Genomic DNA, 19,131 nt, shown 5'->3' with positions numbered 1-19,131 from the left:
ACGGTCTATCCTCTTCTTGGTGATAATCGCTCTACACTGATCCTAAGCTTCCTTTTGAAAAACACTTGTGCTCACTGTTTTTCTTTCATTCATTTTTAACTCAAGCGGCTGCTTTCGGTTAGAAGATGTTAAATAAAAATATACTCCGCCAAGAAAGAAACCTCCACCAACGATATTCCCCAAAGTAACAGGAATAAGATTGTGCAAAGCCCCCGCAAGTGAAACAGACTCAGGATGCGGGACGAGTAATGCAAGTGAAAATGTCACCATATTTGCCACACTGTGTTCAAATCCGGCCGCAACAAAACCAAACACTAAAAACATCATCACGAATATTTTTGCCCCGTCTCCTTTTATATGCATTGGAATCCAAACAGCCAAACAGACGACAAGATTACATAACACCCCACGGAAAAACAATTCCACAGTATCCGGCTCCATTTTATGGGCTGCCAGGGACATTAAAAGCTGGCTGTTTTCCGGATTGGAAAACAAGCCGGAAGTCATGACAATGATAGAAAACGTCACCGCGCCAATGAAATTTCCTCCATAACAGGCGGCCCAGTTTTGAAGGGTATCCTTTACGGTCGTTTCTTTTTTCAATGTACTCATTGTAAAATACATCGTATTGCCAGTAAAAAGTTCAGACCCACCGTAAATGATTAATACAAGAGCAATCCCAAAGAAAATGGATGACATGAGGGCTGTGACAGGTGATTGGATATCAAAAAATCCTTCACCTAAGCGAAATGAGATCACCAGACCAATTCCAACATAAAAGCCCGATAAGGCGGCCCTAATTAAATATCTAAGAGGAGAATCATTTAACAGCTTTTTCTTTTTTAAGGCAAGCGAAATCACTTGGTCGATTGGCTGATGGTTCATCGGGAAGGCTCCTTTTACTTTTAATAAAATGCTGATTCTCCAAGGGTATTAGCGTCCTTTAGCGAATCAGCATTTTAAAGAATGGTTTATTGATTGTCTTCAGGCAAAACTAAGTCCATCGGGATTGGGCCGGCAACGCCTACGCATATAAAGCGCTCATTTCCTGTGTTTCGCATGCCATGCTGCTGGCCAGGATAGGAAATAATCAGATCCCCTTGCGTAATCTCAACCTTTTCCCCATTTCCCGGATAGAATGTCCCGGTTCCCTCGATACAAATCCAAAGGTCATCTGATGTTGTATGGGCGTGTTTAAAAATTTCCTGTCCCGGTTCTAAACACCAAACTGCACCAGCCGTCTTTTCTGTTTCATAGAAAATGGTCTTTTTCCCTTGTCTTTTGTCAAATTGCGCAAGTTCCTCAATCTTGAAAAATCTTTTCTTAGTTGCTTCCAATGTTGTTGTCATTTTGGATTTCTCCTTTCAACAATCTTTGAACATAGTCGTTGATTGGAGCTCCAGGTGCTTCGCTTTCCGCGGGACGTCACTGGAGCCTCCTCGGCGCCTGAGCGCCTGTGGGGTCTCCAACTTGCCGCTACATCCGCCGGAGTCTTCACACCTTCCACTCCAATCAACTACGTTATACTTTTAAGCTCAACCTATATATTTAATGAAAAACAACTAAACAACTTTGAGTAAAATCATTTTGTTAAGGAAGAACGGGTTCCTTTTCCACACCATTTACCACATAACATGGGTCTTCATTGTTCAACACCTTTACGATATTGTTTGCGGCCATGACGGCCATATCATCACGAGCTTCAAAAGTAGCATTTCCGATGTGTGGTGTTAACACAACATTTTTCAATCTCTTTAACCCCTCGCCAATCTCAGGCTCGAACTCAAAGACGTCCAGGGCAGCTCCTTCAATCACTTTCTCTTCCAATGCCTTAATGAGGGCTGCTTCTTCAACAATTGGCCCGCGAGCGCAGTTGATTAGGTAGGCTGTTGATTTCATCTTTTCAAATTGTTGGGTACTAAACATGTGTTTCATGCTTGGATTGTACGAGCAATTGATGGTGATGAAATCAGATTGAGCCAATAACTCATCGAAGGAAACATAGGTTGCACCTACTGCTTCTTCCACCTCAGCATCTACTCGATGGAGGTTGCTGTAAAGAACTTTCATATCAAAAGCCGCCGCCCTTTTCGCGACTGCCTGGCCGATTTGTCCAAAACCGACAATCCCAATTGTTTTACCGGTGACTTCCCGGCCAAGAAAATAAAGTGGAGCCCAGCCATTGAACCCGATGGTCCGGCAGACTTCATCCCCTTCTGCGACTCTCCTTGCTGAAGCTAATAAGAGGGCAATCGTTAAGTCGGCTGTTGCCGCCGTAGAAGCAAATGGCGTATTAGTAGTAGGAATCCCTTTTGACGCTGCATATTCAAAGTCAATATTATTAAATCCCGCTCCATAGTTCGCAATGATTTTCAGATTCGGCGCTTGATCAATCACGTCTTTCGTAACGGGTGTGGAAAGTAAACTTAACAGGGCGTCTTTATCTTTCATGCGCTCCTTTAATTCTGCTTCTGAAATCAATTTCTCTCCTTGAAAGACTTCAACCTCGTGTTTTTCAGTTAAAATTTTTAAACCTTTTTGTGGAATTTCCCCTGCTACTAAAACTTTCGCCATTTTGAAAACACCTCTTCTTCTTTTTTATAAATACTGACTGGTTTCGCTTGTGAAGTATTTCACAATTACTTTTAAAATAATAACCAACTCCATTGGTTTGTTTCATGCTGAAATTGGCTCATAAATAACTTTGTGAAACACTTCACAATAAACTTGTGTCTTTATCTTATCCCTTAAACTACATTTAATCATTGGCTAAAGTGGACAAATTTCAAATTCGTTTTTGGCAAAAAGTACTAAGCAACAACCTGGGATAGATCATCTTTTTTTATGATTCGTAATGAAATTGGTAGATTTCCAAATTAAAATTTGATTAATCTAAAGAAATTTCTTGAAAACCTCCGCTTATTTTTATAATATAGTATCTAAAATCCTTTACTCTGATAAACAGATAAAGCAATAAAGGATTAATAGGAGGAAACACCATGAAAAAGTTCATTCTATCTTTATTCACTTTTACACTTGCTTTACTCGTTATAGCTTGTGGTGCGCAACCCGAATTACCAATCTCCCAGACAGAAAATGACAGCAGGGTCTCTGGTGGTAATACCTTGGCCGCAATAAGAGAAAAAGGCGAAATAATCATCGGCTTGGACGATACGTTCCCTCCAATGGAATACCGTAACGACAAAAATGAGCTAGTTGGATATGACATTGATTTTGCGAAGGCCATCGGAAAAGAACTTGGAGTTGAAGTAAAGTATGTCCCATCAGCTTGGGATGGCATCCTTCCAGGGCTGGGTGCAAAGCGTTTTGATATCATCCTTTCCTCTATGAGTGTGACGGACGAAAGGAAGAAACAAGTTGATTTTGTTGAATACTTTGGTGCGGGGCAGATTGTAGCTGTAAAGGCAGGAAATCCACTCGGCATCAGATCAGTGGAAGACCTTAAAGGAAAAGTCGTAGGAGTTCAATTGGGATCTACCGGGGAAGCCGCGGCAGATTCAATTGAGGATATCAAAGAAGTGAAAAAATATAATACCAATACCGATGTGTTCAATGACATGGCACTGGGCAGGTTGGATGCCGCTGTTATCGGTGAAATGGTAGGCCGCTATTATATGACAACAAAACCTGGAGTATTCGAAGTGGTCGGAGAATCCTTCCAAATACAACCTATGGGAATCGCGGTCCGAAAAGATGACGTTGAGCTTCGTGAAGAGTTGGAAAAAGCCGTCCAGACCCTTAAAGACAATGGCACATTAAGTGAAATCAGCCAGAAATGGTTTAAGGCGGACATTACAAAAAACTAATAAAAACGTAAAACCGGGTTACCGGCTTTATCCCTTTTTATTTTAAGGAGAGAAAAAAGTGAGCGAGTTTATATCCTTTTCGTTAACCTATTTACCCTATCTATTGCAAGGTGCTTGGGTTACTGTCCAAATCGCTTTCATAAGTGTTATTTTTGGCAGTCTTTTAGGGCTTTTGGTGGGCCTCGGCCGTGTTTCCAGGTACTCCTTTTTTCGCCAGATCAGCCGATTTTATATTTGGGTTGTTAGGGGAACTCCTTTGCTTCTGCAATTGTTTGTCATACACTTTGCCATCCCATCAGTGTTCCCGTCCCTTACCATGCCTCCATTCGTCTCTGCATGCATCGCGCTGTCGATTAATGCAGGCGCCTATATAGCGGAGATTGCCAGGGGGGCGATCCAATCAATTGATAAAGGCCAGACGGAGGCGGCAAGATCTCTCGGCTTAAGCTCCGGCCAGGCGATGAGACGCATCATTATCCCTCAGGCCTTCAGGCGGATGCTGCCCCCTCTAGGAAATGAATTCATAGCCTTGATAAAGGAATCGTCCCTTGTATCAACGATTGCTTTATATGATTTGCTCCGGACGGGGCAGCAAATCATTAGCAGTACGTACCGCTATATGGAAATATTTTTTATGGTCGGCATCATCTATCTTCTACTAACAACTGCAATGTCATACCTCGTCAAAAAACTCGAGTATAAAGTGGGTGCTTATGAATGATTTCTTGCCAAAGTTTGTTTAAAACATTTAACCAATTGGAAGTGTTGAAAGGGATAGATCTGGAACTTGCCGAGGGTGAAGTTGTTGTCATCATTGGGCCAAGTGGTTCGGGGAAAAGCACGTTTCTCCGCTGCCTGAATTTCTTGGAGGCCGCTGGCAGCGGCACGATTTCCATCAATGGACAAGCAGTGGGAACAAAAGAGGGATCGTTGAACAAGCTTCGCCAGGACATCGGAATGGTTTTTCAGCAATTTAACCTGTTTCCGCATATGACTGTAATGGGAAACATCATAGAGGCACCTGTATTGTTAAAAAAAATGACCAAAGATCAAGCATTGCAAAAAGGCATGCAACTGCTGAAAAAAGTCGGATTGGCGGAAAAGGCTGAGGAGTACCCAAACCGGTTGTCCGGCGGGCAAAAACAGCGGGTCGCTATTGCTAGAGCTCTAGCCATGGAACCTAAACTTATGCTATTTGATGAACCTACATCCGCTCTCGATCCCGAATTGGTTGGTGAAGTACTTGGCGTTATGAAGCAATTAGCTAAAGAAGGGATGACAATGGTTGTAGTCACGCACGAAATGGGATTTGCGAGGGAAGTAGCCGATCGTGTCATCTTCATGGACGAAGGACGTATCATCGAGCAAGGTTCCCCGAATGATATTTTTGAGAATCCAAAACAAGAGAGAACGAAAGAGTTTTTAGGACTATTATAATAGGGGGCTTCACGATGGAATCTGAACCGAACGAAAAGCTTGCTGCAATATTGGACGAAAAAGTAGAGCTATTGTTTCCCCAGCTTGTGAACATTAGAAGACATCTTCATATGTATCCCGAGCTTAGCAATGAGGAATTCAATACAACAAAAAGTATTAACAAATGGCTAAATGAATTTGGAATTCCCCTCATCCCTACTAATCTAAGAACGGGGACGGCTGCCCAGATTACGGGGGATAGGCCGGGGCCAACGGTTGCATTGCGTGCGGATATAGACGCATTGCCAATCCAGGAAAAATCCGATCTTCCATATCGCTCTAAAATAGACGGCGTTAGCCATATGTGCGGCCATGATGTACACACCACGATTGCATTGGGTGCTGCAATCATCCTACAGGAACTGAGAGATATCCTTCCTGGGAATGCCCGCATTTTATTTCAGCCAGCAGAGGAAACAGAGGGAGGGGCTGTCTCTATGATAGAGGAAGGCTTGCTGGACGGTGTTGAGTCAATTATTGGCCTGCACAATTCCCCTGATTTACCAACAGGCACAATTGGAATAAAAGAAGGTTTCTCGATGGCCAGCGTTGATGATTTCACTCTTACTATAAAAGGGAAAGGCGGACATGCCGCAACGCCTGAAAGAACCATTGATCCGATCATGATAGGCAGCGCTGTTGTTACCCAGTTACAGACAATCATAAGCCGAAACATTTCCACCAAGGAATCTGCGGTCATCAGCATCGGGGCTTTCCAAGCAGGAGCGACAAACAATGTCATTCCGGACCAGGCAATCCTTAAAGGAACTGTCAGGACGTACAATGAAGAGGTACGGCAAAATATTTATAAGTTGTTTAAATCTGTCGTGGCCAATACCGTCACAGCACTCGGCGGTGAAGTTGAAATCGATTACCAATTTTTGATTCCCGCCGTTGTAAATGACACTAAAGTGACAGATGTCGCCCGTTCAGCCGCAATCAAGGTAGTCGGAAGGGAAAACACACTCCTAGCCGAAACAACAATGGGTGGTGAAGATTTTTCCCACTATCAGAAAGAAGTTCCTGGCTGCTTCGTATGGCTGGGCTCAAGAAATGAAAAAAAAGGGATCATCCATGGCCTCCATCACCCGGAATTTATGGTTGATGAAGAAGCCATTAAAGTCGGTGTAAAGTGGATGGTTCAATCCGCAATCCAATTACTGGAGCGGCAAAAGACATTGTGATGCGACATTGAATATAGAAGCTAACTCAAAATTAATCGAAGTGCCAATTAATAGTATAAAGTTCATCTGGGAGCTAACTGCGTCTATCATCGCGGGATCCATCTATCTCCTGCATCAATGCATTTTATCTCTTTGTTGGACAAAAATTTATCAGTTTTCAAAATGTCAAATCAGGCAAAACCATTGTTATAACAAGCTCAATTCGAATTTAATCGAACGTTCGTTTAAATTAGAAAAGACGAAGCGAATGAGTACTTTTAAAATAACTGGCCGAAGTTTCGTAGGCTAATGCATAAGCTTAGCAAGGGCTGCGTCGAATTGATTCAATCATTTGACGTGGCCCTAACTGTTGTTCTCCAGAAAAAAACTCAACTCAAAAATTTTTCAAAGCAAACATGTAGCCAACAGAAAGAAAGACTGCTATAATTGGCACTTGCTCAAAAACGAAGTCTGTGTCTAGTGGGAATTGTTTCAATCACGGTCCCATGGATTAGACCGGTTTTTTTGTGCATACTTTTAATGATGTTTCATTGAAAAATTTTAAGAAAAGGGGAATACATCATGAGCGGCTATAACGCAGTATCAGCAAAAAATACGGAAAATGCTCCAAACGGTAATGGGCTATATTCACAAACCGTAGCTTTCTCCCATTACAATAATTTTTCAGCTCAATTACCTATCGATCCCAAAACTGGCCAATTGGTAGCTGGTGGGATTAAAGAGCAAGCTGAACAGTGCTTTAAAAATATCAAGGCAATTGTAGACAGCATCGGTCATGTTATGAGCGATATTGTTAGAATCACGGTATTCGTTAAGGATATCAAAGATGTTGACGCTGTAGACGAAGTTTATAAAACATTCTTCCCAACCTATGTTCCTTCACGGACAACAGTGGCAGTTGCAGCTTTGCCTATGGATGCTATGGTGCAAATTGAAGCACTTGTATCACATGGTGAAGGTACAATTCCGAACGCGCCACAAGCAGGCGACCTCGTAAAACTTACAAATAACACGGCAAATGCACCAGTATGCCCTCTATCTACACAAACCGTTTCTTTCTCTCATTACAATAACCTTTCAGCTCAATTGCCGATCGATCCAAAAACGGGCAGATTAGTAATTGGCGGTGTCAAAGAGCAGACTGCACAGTGCTTGAAGAACATCAAGGCAATTTTGGAAAGCATTGATGTTCCATTTGACGATATCGTTAAAATCAACGTTTTCCTTACAGACTTGGCTGATACTGAAGCTGTAAATGAAGTTTACTCTAAGTTCTTCCCGGATTCAGCGATTGCAAGAACTGTAGCCTACGTCCCTGCACGTACAACAATTCAAGCTGCTGCTCTACCTTTGGGTGCTTCTGTTCAAATCGAAGCAGTCGTGTCACACGGAGACGGTACACCTCCACAAGAAATTGAAGACAGACATGGCATTGTCATTTGGGCAAACAACACTGAAAATGCACCAAAGGATTCCCTGTCTACACAAACTGTAGCGTTCTCTCATTACAATCACCTTTCAGCTCAATTGCCTTTGGATCCAAAAACGGGCAAATTGGTAGCTGGTGGGGTAAAAGAGCAGGCTGAACAGTGCTTGAAGAATATCAAAGCAATTGTAGAAAGCATCGACCATGTTTTGGAAGATGTCGTTAAAGTGAATATCTTCGTTAAAAACATCCAGGATATGGATGCAGTAGACGAAGCTTACAAAACATTCTTCCCACAAGGTACTCCTGCATGTAGAGTAGTTGGCGTATCAGCTTTACCTGAAGATGCTTTGATCCAAATTGATGCGATTGTATCAAATGCTGAAGGAACACCTCGAAAAGCATAACAGGCATTTGTTTTTAAATACAGGAACGATCAAAGTTACTTGTTAATGCTGATCGTGAATGCGGAATTGCATATCCTATTCATAAAAAGGGGCTGTCTCATGAAAATTGAGACAGCCCCTTTTTAACAACGCAGATGAAAAAGCACTGAGATTTTAGCCAATTTTTTAGCAGAAATCTCAATTCTTTTTTGTTTCCGGGACTTTTCCACGTAACAATCTGATTCTTAAAAAGTAAGTCTTTAAATAAAAAACTACAAAACCCTTGTCCTTAGGACCATAGATGGGAAGTATTAAAAGTAAGTTGTTAAATAAAAACCCACCGATTTATAAATTCATTTTAAAAGTAAGTTGTTAAATAGGGTTTCTGCGAGTTAAAAAATCAAATTGCTTAACATCATATTTCATTTGAATTTTCTGTTTGTGAATGGCTTTGTACAAACTACCTTGGCTGCATCCAGTTACTTTAATTATGTCCAAAACCTTTATGTTGCCTTCTTGGTACAATAACACCGCCTTCTGCAAAGCATCTTTATTAAAAGTTGTTTTTCCTTTTGGCATGAAACAAATCACCTCCTAACTCAACCTATACCAATTAATACCATATAGGACATAAGCTTGTCTGTGAAAGTTCAATGAATAATAATTAAAATTAATATTTAATTAAGCCAAATAAAAACCCTCATATTAAGGACATGAAGGAAGGATTCATATTAAAGCTATTTATATATAAGCAATCCATCTCTCAGAAGTTTCAATTTATCAATAAACTTCTTTGTTTCAGGCAAACAGGAAATTTCCATGGGCCACTTTAAACACAAACCCTCACCGTATCTGTAATTTAGCGTGATAATAATTCTTCCACTCTTACAAGAAAGTCTATCTGAAAACAGAAAATCCCTTAAGGTTTCCTTAATCTTTTTATCCCTTTTCTTCCAAATATCTTTATTAATTGAAGAAGCATTTAATGGAGGGTAATTAAATTTCAATAAATAATCAAAAGCATAGGTATGAAGCCAGATGTAAGCAGGATAATTAAGTAGTTTAAGTTCTTCAATTGGCGTTACTGCATCTGATAAAGCTTCCCATTCTTTTTTGTATTTTCGGGTTATGGATTTATCCTCTTGCCTTGCTGCCAAACATTCAGCCAATAGGTGCTCAATTTGGACTTCATTTACGTTTAACTTCCAGGAAAGCTTATCGAGTCTAAGACCTTTATTAAAAATTTGATTATAATAGTAATCCAATTCATGTTCCCTAGTTTTAAAAATGATTTTTAGCGAGCGGTAGGATATATACCTATCGCCCATAATGCTAAACTGAGAAACTCCACAAGCACATTTAGTATCCATTGTGCACTTGTTTGTTTTTTCATCCATATGAAGACGGCTAGTTAAGGAACTATTACCACATACTATGCATTTCCTTGCTCTAGCCGAAAATTCACTGATTTCTTTAAGGAAATTCTTTACTGAGCCACATAGGAAAATAACCAGAATTAATAACTCTGTACATGATAGGTAACTTTGGACACCACTATGCCCAAACGTTGTGAAAATGACCTCAATAAATTTTTCAATATCAAAATTAATGTACTGAAAAAATTCCAAACCAAATGTTTTAATCAATTGGTAAAAGAGTAAAGGCTTTTTTACTACACCAAATTGATCAATCAAACCTTTTGATTCTAAGCTGCGGCCAATAAATAACTGCAATTTTGAGTGATCAAATTTTGCTTTATTTATAAAAATAAATTCACTTTCAATAGTTACTCGCTGCAACATAAAATATGTTTTACGCGAAATTTTTTTAGGTGGTAAAGCGATACAGTTTTTTTCGTTAGCTGCAGCCAGTTTCTTAGCTTTGTATTCAACTGTGCTTTCTTGTAATAGAGTATTGTGCTTTAAACATGTAAATGCAGAAGGTACTTGATGAAAGTACCGCCAGTATGTTTCACCTTTATCATTTATATCTTCTTTTAAACAATGTGGGCAAAACCGTAGATTAGTTTTATCATTTTTAAAATTAATGGCACCGTTTATTAACATCATCAAAAAATTTTTACTTTGATCTTGGTTAATAAAGAAAACGTGAAAATTATAAGTGGTATTATTATTGAGTATTTCATCAAGAGAACAATATTCAAAATATTTAACCCTATCTAAGATACGCTCTAAATTAAACTGGGGGTTCTTATCACTTTTTCCATGTAACATTTTTAGAGTATCAGTAAGGCTAACGGCCAGTGATCTTTCATGATATCGTGCAACTACGCTCCAAAACAACTCACCTTCATAAGGGGCTGGAAAATGGGAGAGCATTTTTTCACTCCTAAATTAGGATGCCAATTTACCTTTTTTAATCTTCAGTTCAAAGAAATCCTCGTATAAACACTTTAAAAAACACTCACAAAGAGGCATTTTATTTAACTTTTTCTGTAGTAGAGATGTTTTGTTTATTTTGGCCCCAATAAAAGAAATAGTAATTCTATTCTGCCTAACTTCACTCCTATTGTTTAAGATATATTCCTTTATTAGTCTTAAGGTTTCTTTATCTCTTTCGTTCCAATTAACCCTGTTGTTAATTACTTTTTTACGATTGTTAGGAAGAGTTCTCTTAAGCCATTCCTTATCTTTTCGGTATATTCTAGAGAATAAAGCCGGTTCTAACTCTCTTAATGCTTTTTTTGTAATCTGAGGATTATTCCTTATTAATTCCATCCACTTTAATTTGTCTTCATCCACTTCATCAGTTACATGGGCATCTTTCGAATTTTTTTCTAACCGATAATATTTTATAACCGTGTTAACGTCTACCCCCATTTCTCTTGCTGTTGCCCGATAACTTAGTTCCTTCTTATCAACGAACTCGACTAAATTTTCCCTCCACAACCAACCATAATCCTTAATTCTTCTAATAGAATATTCTAAGGGACTTATAAGGTCTGGACCTAGCCTTGTATAGGTGAATCCACATGTGCTACATCTAAATTCTCCAAGAGGTCTCTTGGTATCTTTACATGTTTTTACAATAATTGTTTCTATAACATTTTCATTGAACTGTGGACAAAATTTATTTAAACACTTATAGGGGCCAAAAGGAAAAACAGATAACCTTGGGCCATTTATTTCTAAATTAAAAAAATCCTGGACAGGAGTTCTCAAGAAAAGCAAAAGTAATATGTGTCTTAGGGGGTGAAATGACTTCCGATGCTTCCTTGTAATACTTTCAAGCCAATTGCTATCCAGATTTAATGGATAAGACTGAAAAAGCCTTAGTATTTTATCCCCAAAATAACGGATAAAATGTTCTCTCAATTCTGTTTGATAAATTGTACCTTTAAATGATGTATAGCCATTAACTTTTAATAAATAGAAATATGCGCTTCTAAAGAAATCCTTTCCACGACTAAAAGATTCTTTTAAAAGTAATTCACTTTGTAAAGCGATGTCATTTATATGATTTAGATCCTCTTGGGTGAGCAATATATCTTGAAAGATTTCTTTAGCATTAATCTGGTTTTCTGTTGAAGCAAAATGTAACTGACACTTTTCTCCGCCACGGTATCTAATGTATGATTCTTTAAGTAAATTTCCATGCTTTGTACATATCATTACGCTAGGTAGTTGATGAGACACACGCCAGTATGTCTCTCCAAATTGATTAAAATCTTCTTGTGCACACAAATCACAGAATTTGAAAAAAGGGGAGTCCTTTACTGTGCTCGCCATTTGCCCCGTACTGGAATGGACATTAGTGCGTATTGACATTATATTATTTTGTATTTTTTCCGTTATCTCCGGAGAAAGGAAGTTGGTGTAATATAAATATGGAGTATGTTCTTTTAAAAAAACTAAGGGTTCAATTGCAATAAAATGCCTTAGCCTCTCAAAAAGAACATTTAGTTTTGTTGGAAAATCGGAAGAAAGAAATTTTCTCTCTTCACCAAAAAGATCGGATAGAGTATATCTTGTCTCTATGTTCCCGCTTTGCCTATGATATCTAGAAACTATACTATATAACAACTCATCATTGTAAGGCTTAGGGAACATAGAGAGCATACTGGTAGGACTCCTTTAAATAAAAAGTTCATCAACCACGGAATGTATATAGCCACTTTCAATTAAAGATTCCCGTGCTGACTTCTTATTGTTCCTACCATTATTGACAATCAATTGTAGTTTATTCTTAATTCCTTTTTTAACTTCCTTAGTCTGAACCTTTTCTTGTTTACTATTTTTTTCTCTAATCTCCTCCAAAGTTAATAATATTATTTCTAGACTTGTAGCTGCAGGGTTAGTTTTTATTATTCTCCTAACAGCTTCTTCAGCTACTCTTTCATCCACTTCCAGTGATATGAGAGTTAAAACGGTTTTTTCGAGTAAGGGTAATTCCTTATCCATTCTCTTTTGCGCTTGTTTTTCCTTCGCTTCTTGCAGCTTTTTCTTCATATCGATAAGAGGCATTCGGCTAAGCAATAAGTCTTCCATATCAATTGGTGTAATGTCCTCATATTTAGCAATTTCAGACTCAATACCAGATTCAAGGGCCTTTAACATTGGATTTATTAATTTTAAATGTTCTTTCTTTACATGCTTAATTATTTGCGGGGTGATTTTTTCAGTTCCCGTTTCTATGGCATAGGACTGGCCCAGCAAAAACAGTTTTACTGCCACGTCTGTAATTCCTTGACTTTCCTTATGAAAAAAATCTTTCCATTCTTCCGAAAAGGGAACTTCTTCTTTTGTCCATTGGTATTCCCACATCGACTCCAATAAGACTTCCCAATTTTCGTCATTAGCCATTTGCTGCCAAACCATATCTCCATGTCCACTACTACGTCTGGCCTGTCTAAAATCCCTCTGTAATATTTGTTTGGCCTTCATTGTCCCAATCAACATGACTGGTACTCCAACCTCATTTATTAAGGTTACAAAGAAATTCATTAATTCATCTGTTTGTGATTTTTTCCCAGTTAAGAGGTGTTGAATTTCATCAATAATAATTGCACCAATGCAATGTATACGTGTTACTTGTGCAATCCTAACCACCATGGAACTATTAGAATTACGCCTATTTCCGTATTTTTCGAAGTAATTTGTTCCTAATAACTCATCTACCTTTAGAAAAAAATCCATACACAAGGTTTTAATTGAACCATCATAAGGAGTATTTAATTTTAACCAAACGATCTGCATTAAGTTTAAAGGATACTTATGGACAATTACCTGAGGGTATAGAGAAAGGACTCTTTCAATAGCAGATGTTTTTCCTATACCTGAGAACCCCATCAGAGTAAAACTTGATGAAGTCGTTCTAATATCAGGTGATAGCCCTAAAGCTTCTTTGTTTAATAATCGATCATGGAGCTCATTCAAAACCATAGTATGATTTTTATGATAAGGATTTCTGTGAACATATCCATAACGAATAAACCTTGAAAATTTAAATTCCAACTCTATAGTTTGATTAATAGGCTGATAAAACCTTGTTAGTCTAAGAAGCGCATGATAGCGATGATGGATGGACAAATTTCTCTCTTTTAAATCAAACTCAGGTAGATAACTCAATTTTTTATAAGCCTCTTCAAAAGACAGAATAGGAGGCAGGGCTTCAATCAAAGGATTATTCTTAAAATCCGCAATTTCTTGAGTAGTATATTTGGCGTAAGGAAGCCTTTTTCCATTTTCAGAAATTAGGTAATCGCTCTCAACCATCACTGTTTTTTAACTCCTTATTTTTCTTGAATAAATCTTTTATAGAATAAACTTTTGAACCTCCTGTGCTACCGGTATTATTTAGAATTGGTTCAGGCCGGGGCTCATTTTCAATTGTTTTTACAAATGATTCTTCAACGTCCCTAATTACTCTTTCCTTCTCTCTCTGTTCCTTAACTTCCTTAATTTTTCTTGTTTTACTAATGGATGGGTTTTTATGTTTTTCTTTATTCTTAATAGCATTATCTACAATTTCCTCGACTGCAGCTATCAAGTTTATTTCACTCTCAAGCTTTGCGTGTTTGAAATTACTTTTTTCTCGTTCTTCGAATTCAATTAACTGGTCTATTTCATCTATTGTTTTATTTTTGAACTTATCTTCTTGGTGACTTATTAATGTTAAAATTGTATATGGGTTTGATCCATCATTCTCATGCAGAAATATTTGATTTAAATTCCTTGGATCATAAGAAACTTTTACTCTCCAAGTTTTTTTTCTTGCTAGTGAAAACCAATTTTCTCTTACAGCCTTGTCACAAGAATACAACATTTTTTTGTTAAATTTTATACCATTAGCTGTGACAGTTGCTGAGTCTCTAGGGAGTAAATAGAAATTAACTATTTCAGGAGAAAATGCCCGTAAAGAACCAGACTTATTCTTAATCCCCCAGTTCCATAACTCAATTGGAATTGGCCTTACTCCTTCCCTAATCATATCTTCACTTCTGTTGTAATTATCCATATAATGATGATGGTTGTATTGTAATACATAATGGATTATCACTTTTATATACTCATCCAATGTTAAAGTAGCATTTTGTCTAAAATCACCTGAACCTCTTTCAGCTGCATGCTTTGGTAAATAACCAGGCAATAATGGACCTAGCTTTTTTTGTGAATTGTTAAACAACTGTTCCACAATACCTTTCCAGTCAGGTCTATGTGGAGGATTATTGTTAATGTCTATTCCTAGCCCGGTAATCAAGCTCTCAACAAAATGACTTTCTAATTCTCCTCTATCCCCGACAATTGCATCAGGCAAATATTTGGCAGGCCAATCTTTATCTTGAATGTTTATGCCATACTGAGCACAGAATTCCACCTTAGAAGCATTTGTATTAGAAAGAGCCGCCGCCATACAAATCCAAGAAGGGTTTCTTAAGCTTATATGGAAGCCAGTAATCATTCTACTGAAAACATCGGTTACAAAATAAACTGTTGGTTTTCCAATGAGCCAATTCGGATTTAATCTGTTGACTAAAAATATATCAGCTGGTGTAGCATCAATTTGATATAGTGAGCCTGGCCCCATCATTTCAAATTCAGTTGAGCCCAATAATGCTCTATGATTCCTTTCAAAAGCAGAGTTACTCTCCCGTTTACGTATAATTTCTTCTGAGTTAAATATTTTTTTAAACCAGTAGTAAAATTGATGTTTACTCGGAATTTTATCGACATCCTCAATAACCAATTTTTTGGTATTATCATCAAAATAATACCCTTTAGTATAATTGTCTTTAATCATGTTCCTGTATGCAAAGGCTAGGCTAGGACGAATATTGTTTAAGTAATATTTTTTAATCGCTATTTCAAACATTTTTAATATATCTTTATCAACGTTTATCCCTGTTTGATTTTCTGCCTTTCTGGGCCTTCCAGTTTTCTTTGTAAATACTCTCGATCCACTTTTTCCACAATTATGATAGTCAGGTAATAAACAATCTTTAACTAAACCGCGCTGCCAGTACTTCCTGAGAAGCTTAATTAAGGTGTTAAATGATTTATTCTGTTTTAATTGCGCTTCTTTGATTAACAAACCACGCTGTTGTCTCTCATAAATCGCTGGCTCCTTGCTTATTAATTCTCGAATATGATTCCAAGCATTGTCCCTATAAGCTAAATCCTTTTCATTAGGAGGACTGGAAGATAGCCTTTGGACAAGGGATTTATCTTGGATAATCCGATAAACCTCATTAGTGAGGTTTTCTTCTATTTCCTTAATTAGATATTTTTTAGGTAGAGAGCTTTTCTCGTTAATTTCAATAACATAACAAATAATATTGCCCGGGTCTTTCCAGAGGACTCTATAAACATTATTCTCATCAGTAAAAAGGTCATTAACTGCTATATAATTCATTTTGATCTTCCTGTTCATGGATTTTCATTTGGCTGACTTGTAATGTAGGGAGGTTTATTTTTTGATTCATATCTAACTCAATAAATTTTTTAGCTAAGAGATGCTTAAAAAAGTTAATGCTGGATCCAAATTCAAGAGAGTATTCTTCATCAAATAGAGTACAAACTTCCACAACCTTTATAGGACTTTCCCTAAAATTTTTTAGATACTTTAAAAATAATAGTGCTGTGGCATGATCATCTTTCCCTGGTAACTGATAAAAATTATGTAGCCAGCTAACGTTTTTTGCGAACTCCTTAGGAATATCCATATCAGTGACTATAGCCCAATCCACATTTTTCTCCTCCCAAAAAACCCTTTCAATTTCAAGCTTCTCAATAACTCTTTCTTTTTCTAATTCACTAGCCGGTTTAATTGTTCGTGCTATACTTTTGGATTTCCCATTTCCTTTAACAGTAATTAAGAAATCAGTGGTCATCACGGTCAAAACCGAGTTATCCATGGGATGAGGAATGTTAAGCTTTTCGGCAATTCGAAGAGTTTCCTCTCTATTGAGAGGATATTGCTCCCGTATATCTAAAACAATGTCACTCCACTCCAATAAGAAAAAGTAGTTCTTTTCAACATTTGACAAAAAGTGATGTATTCTTGAGGTTTTCCATCCCTTTAAGCGAGAGGAGTTTCCTATGCTTGGTACATCATGAATAGTAAGCCACGGCTTATATTCCTTTAATTGCCCACTACCTCGGCCTTCTTTTATCCATTTTTTTATCTTATCTTCAGTCAAGGAGTATCTTCTTTTGGCCATGACTAAACACCCTCTCGCTTGAATAATTTGTAACAAATTGCCGTTATTTATCATTTATGTTAAAATAATGCCTTTTTTGTATTCCAAATATTTAGACACTGAATTATAATTTACTTATTAATACAAATTTTACCCCAAAATTACTTATTAACAAAACTTTACCTTTTAGAATCGGAGATAAAATCATGCTAAAGAATGCAAAATTACATGACCTAATTGAAGAAGAAAAAAATGGTGGAATTCGGATTACATACAATGGGCGCACACCACCGTGGCAGATAGTAAGAAAGGTAAAACCAAGAGCTCAAAATATCATAAAGTATTTGTCCGTGGGTTCTGAAGCAAATCAAACATCAAATATGATTATTGAAGGCGAAAACCTTCAAGCAATGGTCTCTTTATATAAGTATAGAGGCCAGGTAAATTTGATAGTAGCCGATCCCCCTTATAACACAGGGAATGACTTCCGTTACAATGACAAATGGGACGAAGACCCAAATGACCCTGATTTAGGTCATTTAGTACCTAAGGATGATGGTTCAAAACATACTAAGTGGTTAAGGTTTATGACTCCACGTGTATGGATGATGAAAGAAATGCTCAAACCAAATGGGGTCCTAGCAATTTGTATTGACCAAAGGGAACTGTTTAGGTTGGGAATGCTTTTAGATGAAATTTTCGGTGAAGAAAATAGGATTGCTATAATAAACTGGCAAAAATCATATTCACCTAAAAATGACAGTAGCCATGTGTCTACTGCAACTGAGTACGTTTTGATCTATGCCAAAAATGCGGAGAGTGCAAAGACGGCATTAACGCCACGTGACGAGGATATGAATTCGAAATATAAGAATCCCGATAATGACCCTGAAGGATTATGGACTGGAGGGGATCCTGTCGCATCTACCCCTACAGATAAAGATCGTTATGCTATCCAATCCCCGTTTACTGGAGCTTTACATTATCCTGGAAAAGGTGCTTGGAGATACCCAAAAAAGAAAATGAAAGAATGGTTGCAGCAATGGGGTTCTAAATACATAGAAAAGAATTTAGGAGATGGAAGGGCCAAAGCCCTAATATTAAAGAATGGCATCACTCCAGAGATACCCAAAAATCCGAACCTAGAGAATAATCCTGTTATTGATCATTACGGTTTATTACAAAATGAAAAAATAAAAAATGCTCGTGAAAAAGCTCATGAAATACAGGCCAATGAAGTCTGGCCAAACTTAATCTTCTTAAGGGAGGGTGATGGACGCCCAAGGATTAAACGCCATCTTAATAAAGTTAAAAGAGGGAAAGTACCCCTTTCATATTGGGCAAATGAAGATTATGACCAACCCCTTTACCTTGGAGCTCAATCTTGGGACCATGAAGAATCAGGTCACAGTCAGGCAGGAATAAATGAGCTGGATGCTGTAGTCGGAAAGGGGCACGGATTCCAAACAGTAAAACCACTAAAATTAATCACGAAAATTATTCAGCTTTGGTGCCCACCTGACGGAATTATTTTAGATCCATTTGCTGGTTCAGGAACTACAGGACATGCAGTATTGATGTTGAATAAAACCGTACCCAATACTAACCGCCGCTTTATTCTCATAGAACAAGGAAGAGAAGATCGGGGAGATCCATATGCTAGAACTCTTACAGCAGAGCGGATTAAAAGAGTAATCTCTGGTAAATGGGATAAGGGGTTATTTGAACCTCTTAATAGCGGGTTTCGATTTATTACTTTGACAAAGAAGGTTGATTCACCGGCTTTACTTGCTCTTGAAAGAGAAGAAATGATTGACCTTCTTCTAGTCAGTCATTGGGAACAACAAGATAGGGGAGGATCCCATCTAAGGAGACTGGAACCAGGCAGCCATAGATATTTATTTGCAACAAATAGTAGAAATGAAGGATATTTCTTAGTTTGGGAAGGGCCTAAAGCATCACCAATATTAGATAGATCTACCTTCCATGCGATTGCTACAGAAGCTAAAGAGGCTGGTTTGCAAAAGAGATACCACGTTTATGCTCGACTTTGGTCTTACCAAGGACCTAATATCGAGTTTTATCAAATACCGGATCGTTTATTAGCTCACCTTGGTTACAATGAAGCAATTGACCCGTATAACGAAGAAGAATAAACATGGAGGTAGCTCAA

Annotated in this window: 15 protein-coding genes; 6 read left to right on the top strand and 9 right to left on the bottom strand. The window is 37.8% G+C overall.

From position 1 onward, the window contains the following. Positions 1–42 precede the first annotated feature (42 nt). The 3 genes from D1B31_RS19335 to D1B31_RS19325 all read right to left on the bottom strand — a co-directional run bounded on the left by D1B31_RS19335 (position 43) and on the right by D1B31_RS19325 (position 2,574). Positions 43–885 (bottom strand): formate/nitrite transporter family protein, encoded by an 843-nt coding sequence (locus tag D1B31_RS19335; RefSeq protein ID WP_118923505.1) that lies wholly within the window; start codon positions 883–885, stop codon positions 43–45. An 86-nt stretch (positions 886–971) separates the two neighbouring features. Continuing rightward, a complete protein-coding gene (locus D1B31_RS19330) occupies positions 972–1,349 on the bottom strand; it encodes a cupin domain-containing protein (protein ID WP_118923503.1) in 378 nt (125 codons plus the stop codon). 241 nt (positions 1,350–1,590) lie between these two features. Next, positions 1,591–2,574, bottom strand: a complete 984-nt coding sequence (locus D1B31_RS19325; protein ID WP_118923501.1) for a 2-hydroxyacid dehydrogenase family protein — start codon at positions 2,572–2,574, stop codon at positions 1,591–1,593. 425 nt (positions 2,575–2,999) lie between these two features. Between D1B31_RS19325 and D1B31_RS19320 the strand changes: the two genes are divergently transcribed. From D1B31_RS19320 to D1B31_RS19300, 5 genes are all read left to right on the top strand, one after another. Further along, positions 3,000–3,827 (top strand): amino acid ABC transporter substrate-binding protein, encoded by an 828-nt coding sequence (locus tag D1B31_RS19320; protein ID WP_118923499.1) that lies wholly within the window; start codon positions 3,000–3,002, stop codon positions 3,825–3,827. 58 nt (positions 3,828–3,885) lie between these two features. After that, positions 3,886–4,548 (top strand): amino acid ABC transporter permease, encoded by a 663-nt coding sequence (locus D1B31_RS19315; RefSeq protein ID WP_240035352.1) that lies wholly within the window; start codon positions 3,886–3,888, stop codon positions 4,546–4,548. Next, positions 4,545–5,264 carry an amino acid ABC transporter ATP-binding protein gene (locus D1B31_RS19310; protein WP_118923497.1) on the top strand — a complete coding sequence of 240 codons (720 nt, stop codon included), beginning with the start codon at positions 4,545–4,547 and terminating at the stop codon, positions 5,262–5,264. Before D1B31_RS19315 ends, D1B31_RS19310 begins: the two co-directional genes overlap by 4 nt. Before the next feature lie 14 nt (positions 5,265–5,278). Next, a complete protein-coding gene (locus tag D1B31_RS19305; RefSeq protein ID WP_118923495.1) occupies positions 5,279–6,487 on the top strand; it encodes a M20 metallopeptidase family protein in 1,209 nt (402 codons plus the stop codon). 561 nt (positions 6,488–7,048) lie between these two features. Beyond that, positions 7,049–8,320 carry a RidA family protein gene (locus tag D1B31_RS19300; protein WP_118923493.1) on the top strand — a complete coding sequence of 424 codons (1,272 nt, stop codon included), beginning with the start codon at positions 7,049–7,051 and terminating at the stop codon, positions 8,318–8,320. A gap of 351 nt (positions 8,321–8,671) precedes the next feature. Here the strand turns inward: D1B31_RS19300 and D1B31_RS19295 are convergent, their stop codons facing one another. From D1B31_RS19295 to D1B31_RS19270, 6 genes are all read right to left on the bottom strand, one after another. Continuing rightward, the gene (locus D1B31_RS19295; RefSeq protein WP_118923491.1) at positions 8,672–8,878 is read right to left on the bottom strand and encodes a hypothetical protein; all 207 of its coding nucleotides are present in this window, start codon (positions 8,876–8,878) and stop codon (positions 8,672–8,674) included. Positions 8,879–9,036: 158 nt separating this feature from the next. Beyond that, the gene (locus D1B31_RS19290; protein ID WP_118923489.1) at positions 9,037–10,638 is read right to left on the bottom strand and encodes a TniQ family protein; all 1,602 of its coding nucleotides are present in this window, start codon (positions 10,636–10,638) and stop codon (positions 9,037–9,039) included. A 15-nt stretch (positions 10,639–10,653) separates the two neighbouring features. Then, on the bottom strand, positions 10,654–12,378 hold the full coding sequence (locus D1B31_RS19285) for a TnsD family Tn7-like transposition protein (RefSeq protein ID WP_118923487.1): 1,725 nt from the start codon (positions 12,376–12,378) through the stop codon (positions 10,654–10,656). Between the two features lie 15 nt (positions 12,379–12,393). After that, a complete protein-coding gene (locus tag D1B31_RS19280) occupies positions 12,394–14,034 on the bottom strand; it encodes an ATP-binding protein (RefSeq protein ID WP_118923600.1) in 1,641 nt (546 codons plus the stop codon). After that, a complete protein-coding gene (locus D1B31_RS19275) occupies positions 14,027–16,171 on the bottom strand; it encodes a Mu transposase C-terminal domain-containing protein (RefSeq protein ID WP_158587618.1) in 2,145 nt (714 codons plus the stop codon). Before D1B31_RS19275 ends, D1B31_RS19280 begins: the two co-directional genes overlap by 8 nt. Then, on the bottom strand, positions 16,152–16,979 hold the full coding sequence (locus D1B31_RS19270; RefSeq protein WP_118923483.1) for a TnsA endonuclease N-terminal domain-containing protein: 828 nt from the start codon (positions 16,977–16,979) through the stop codon (positions 16,152–16,154). The genes D1B31_RS19275 and D1B31_RS19270 overlap by 20 nt, the downstream gene beginning before the upstream one ends. A gap of 185 nt (positions 16,980–17,164) precedes the next feature. Here D1B31_RS19270 and D1B31_RS19265 point away from each other — a divergent pair, with 185 nt between their 5' ends. Beyond that, on the top strand, positions 17,165–19,114 hold the full coding sequence (locus D1B31_RS19265) for a site-specific DNA-methyltransferase (protein ID WP_118923481.1): 1,950 nt from the start codon (positions 17,165–17,167) through the stop codon (positions 19,112–19,114). Positions 19,115–19,131: the final 17 nt, after the last annotated feature.

It is taken from the genome of Neobacillus notoginsengisoli, assembly GCF_003515685.1.
GTDB classification, from domain to species: domain Bacteria; phylum Bacillota; class Bacilli; order Bacillales; family Cytobacillaceae; genus Bacillus_D; species Bacillus_D notoginsengisoli.
The sequence above is the reverse complement of the archived record's forward strand: the minus strand, read 5'-3'. Positions and strand labels throughout refer to the sequence as shown.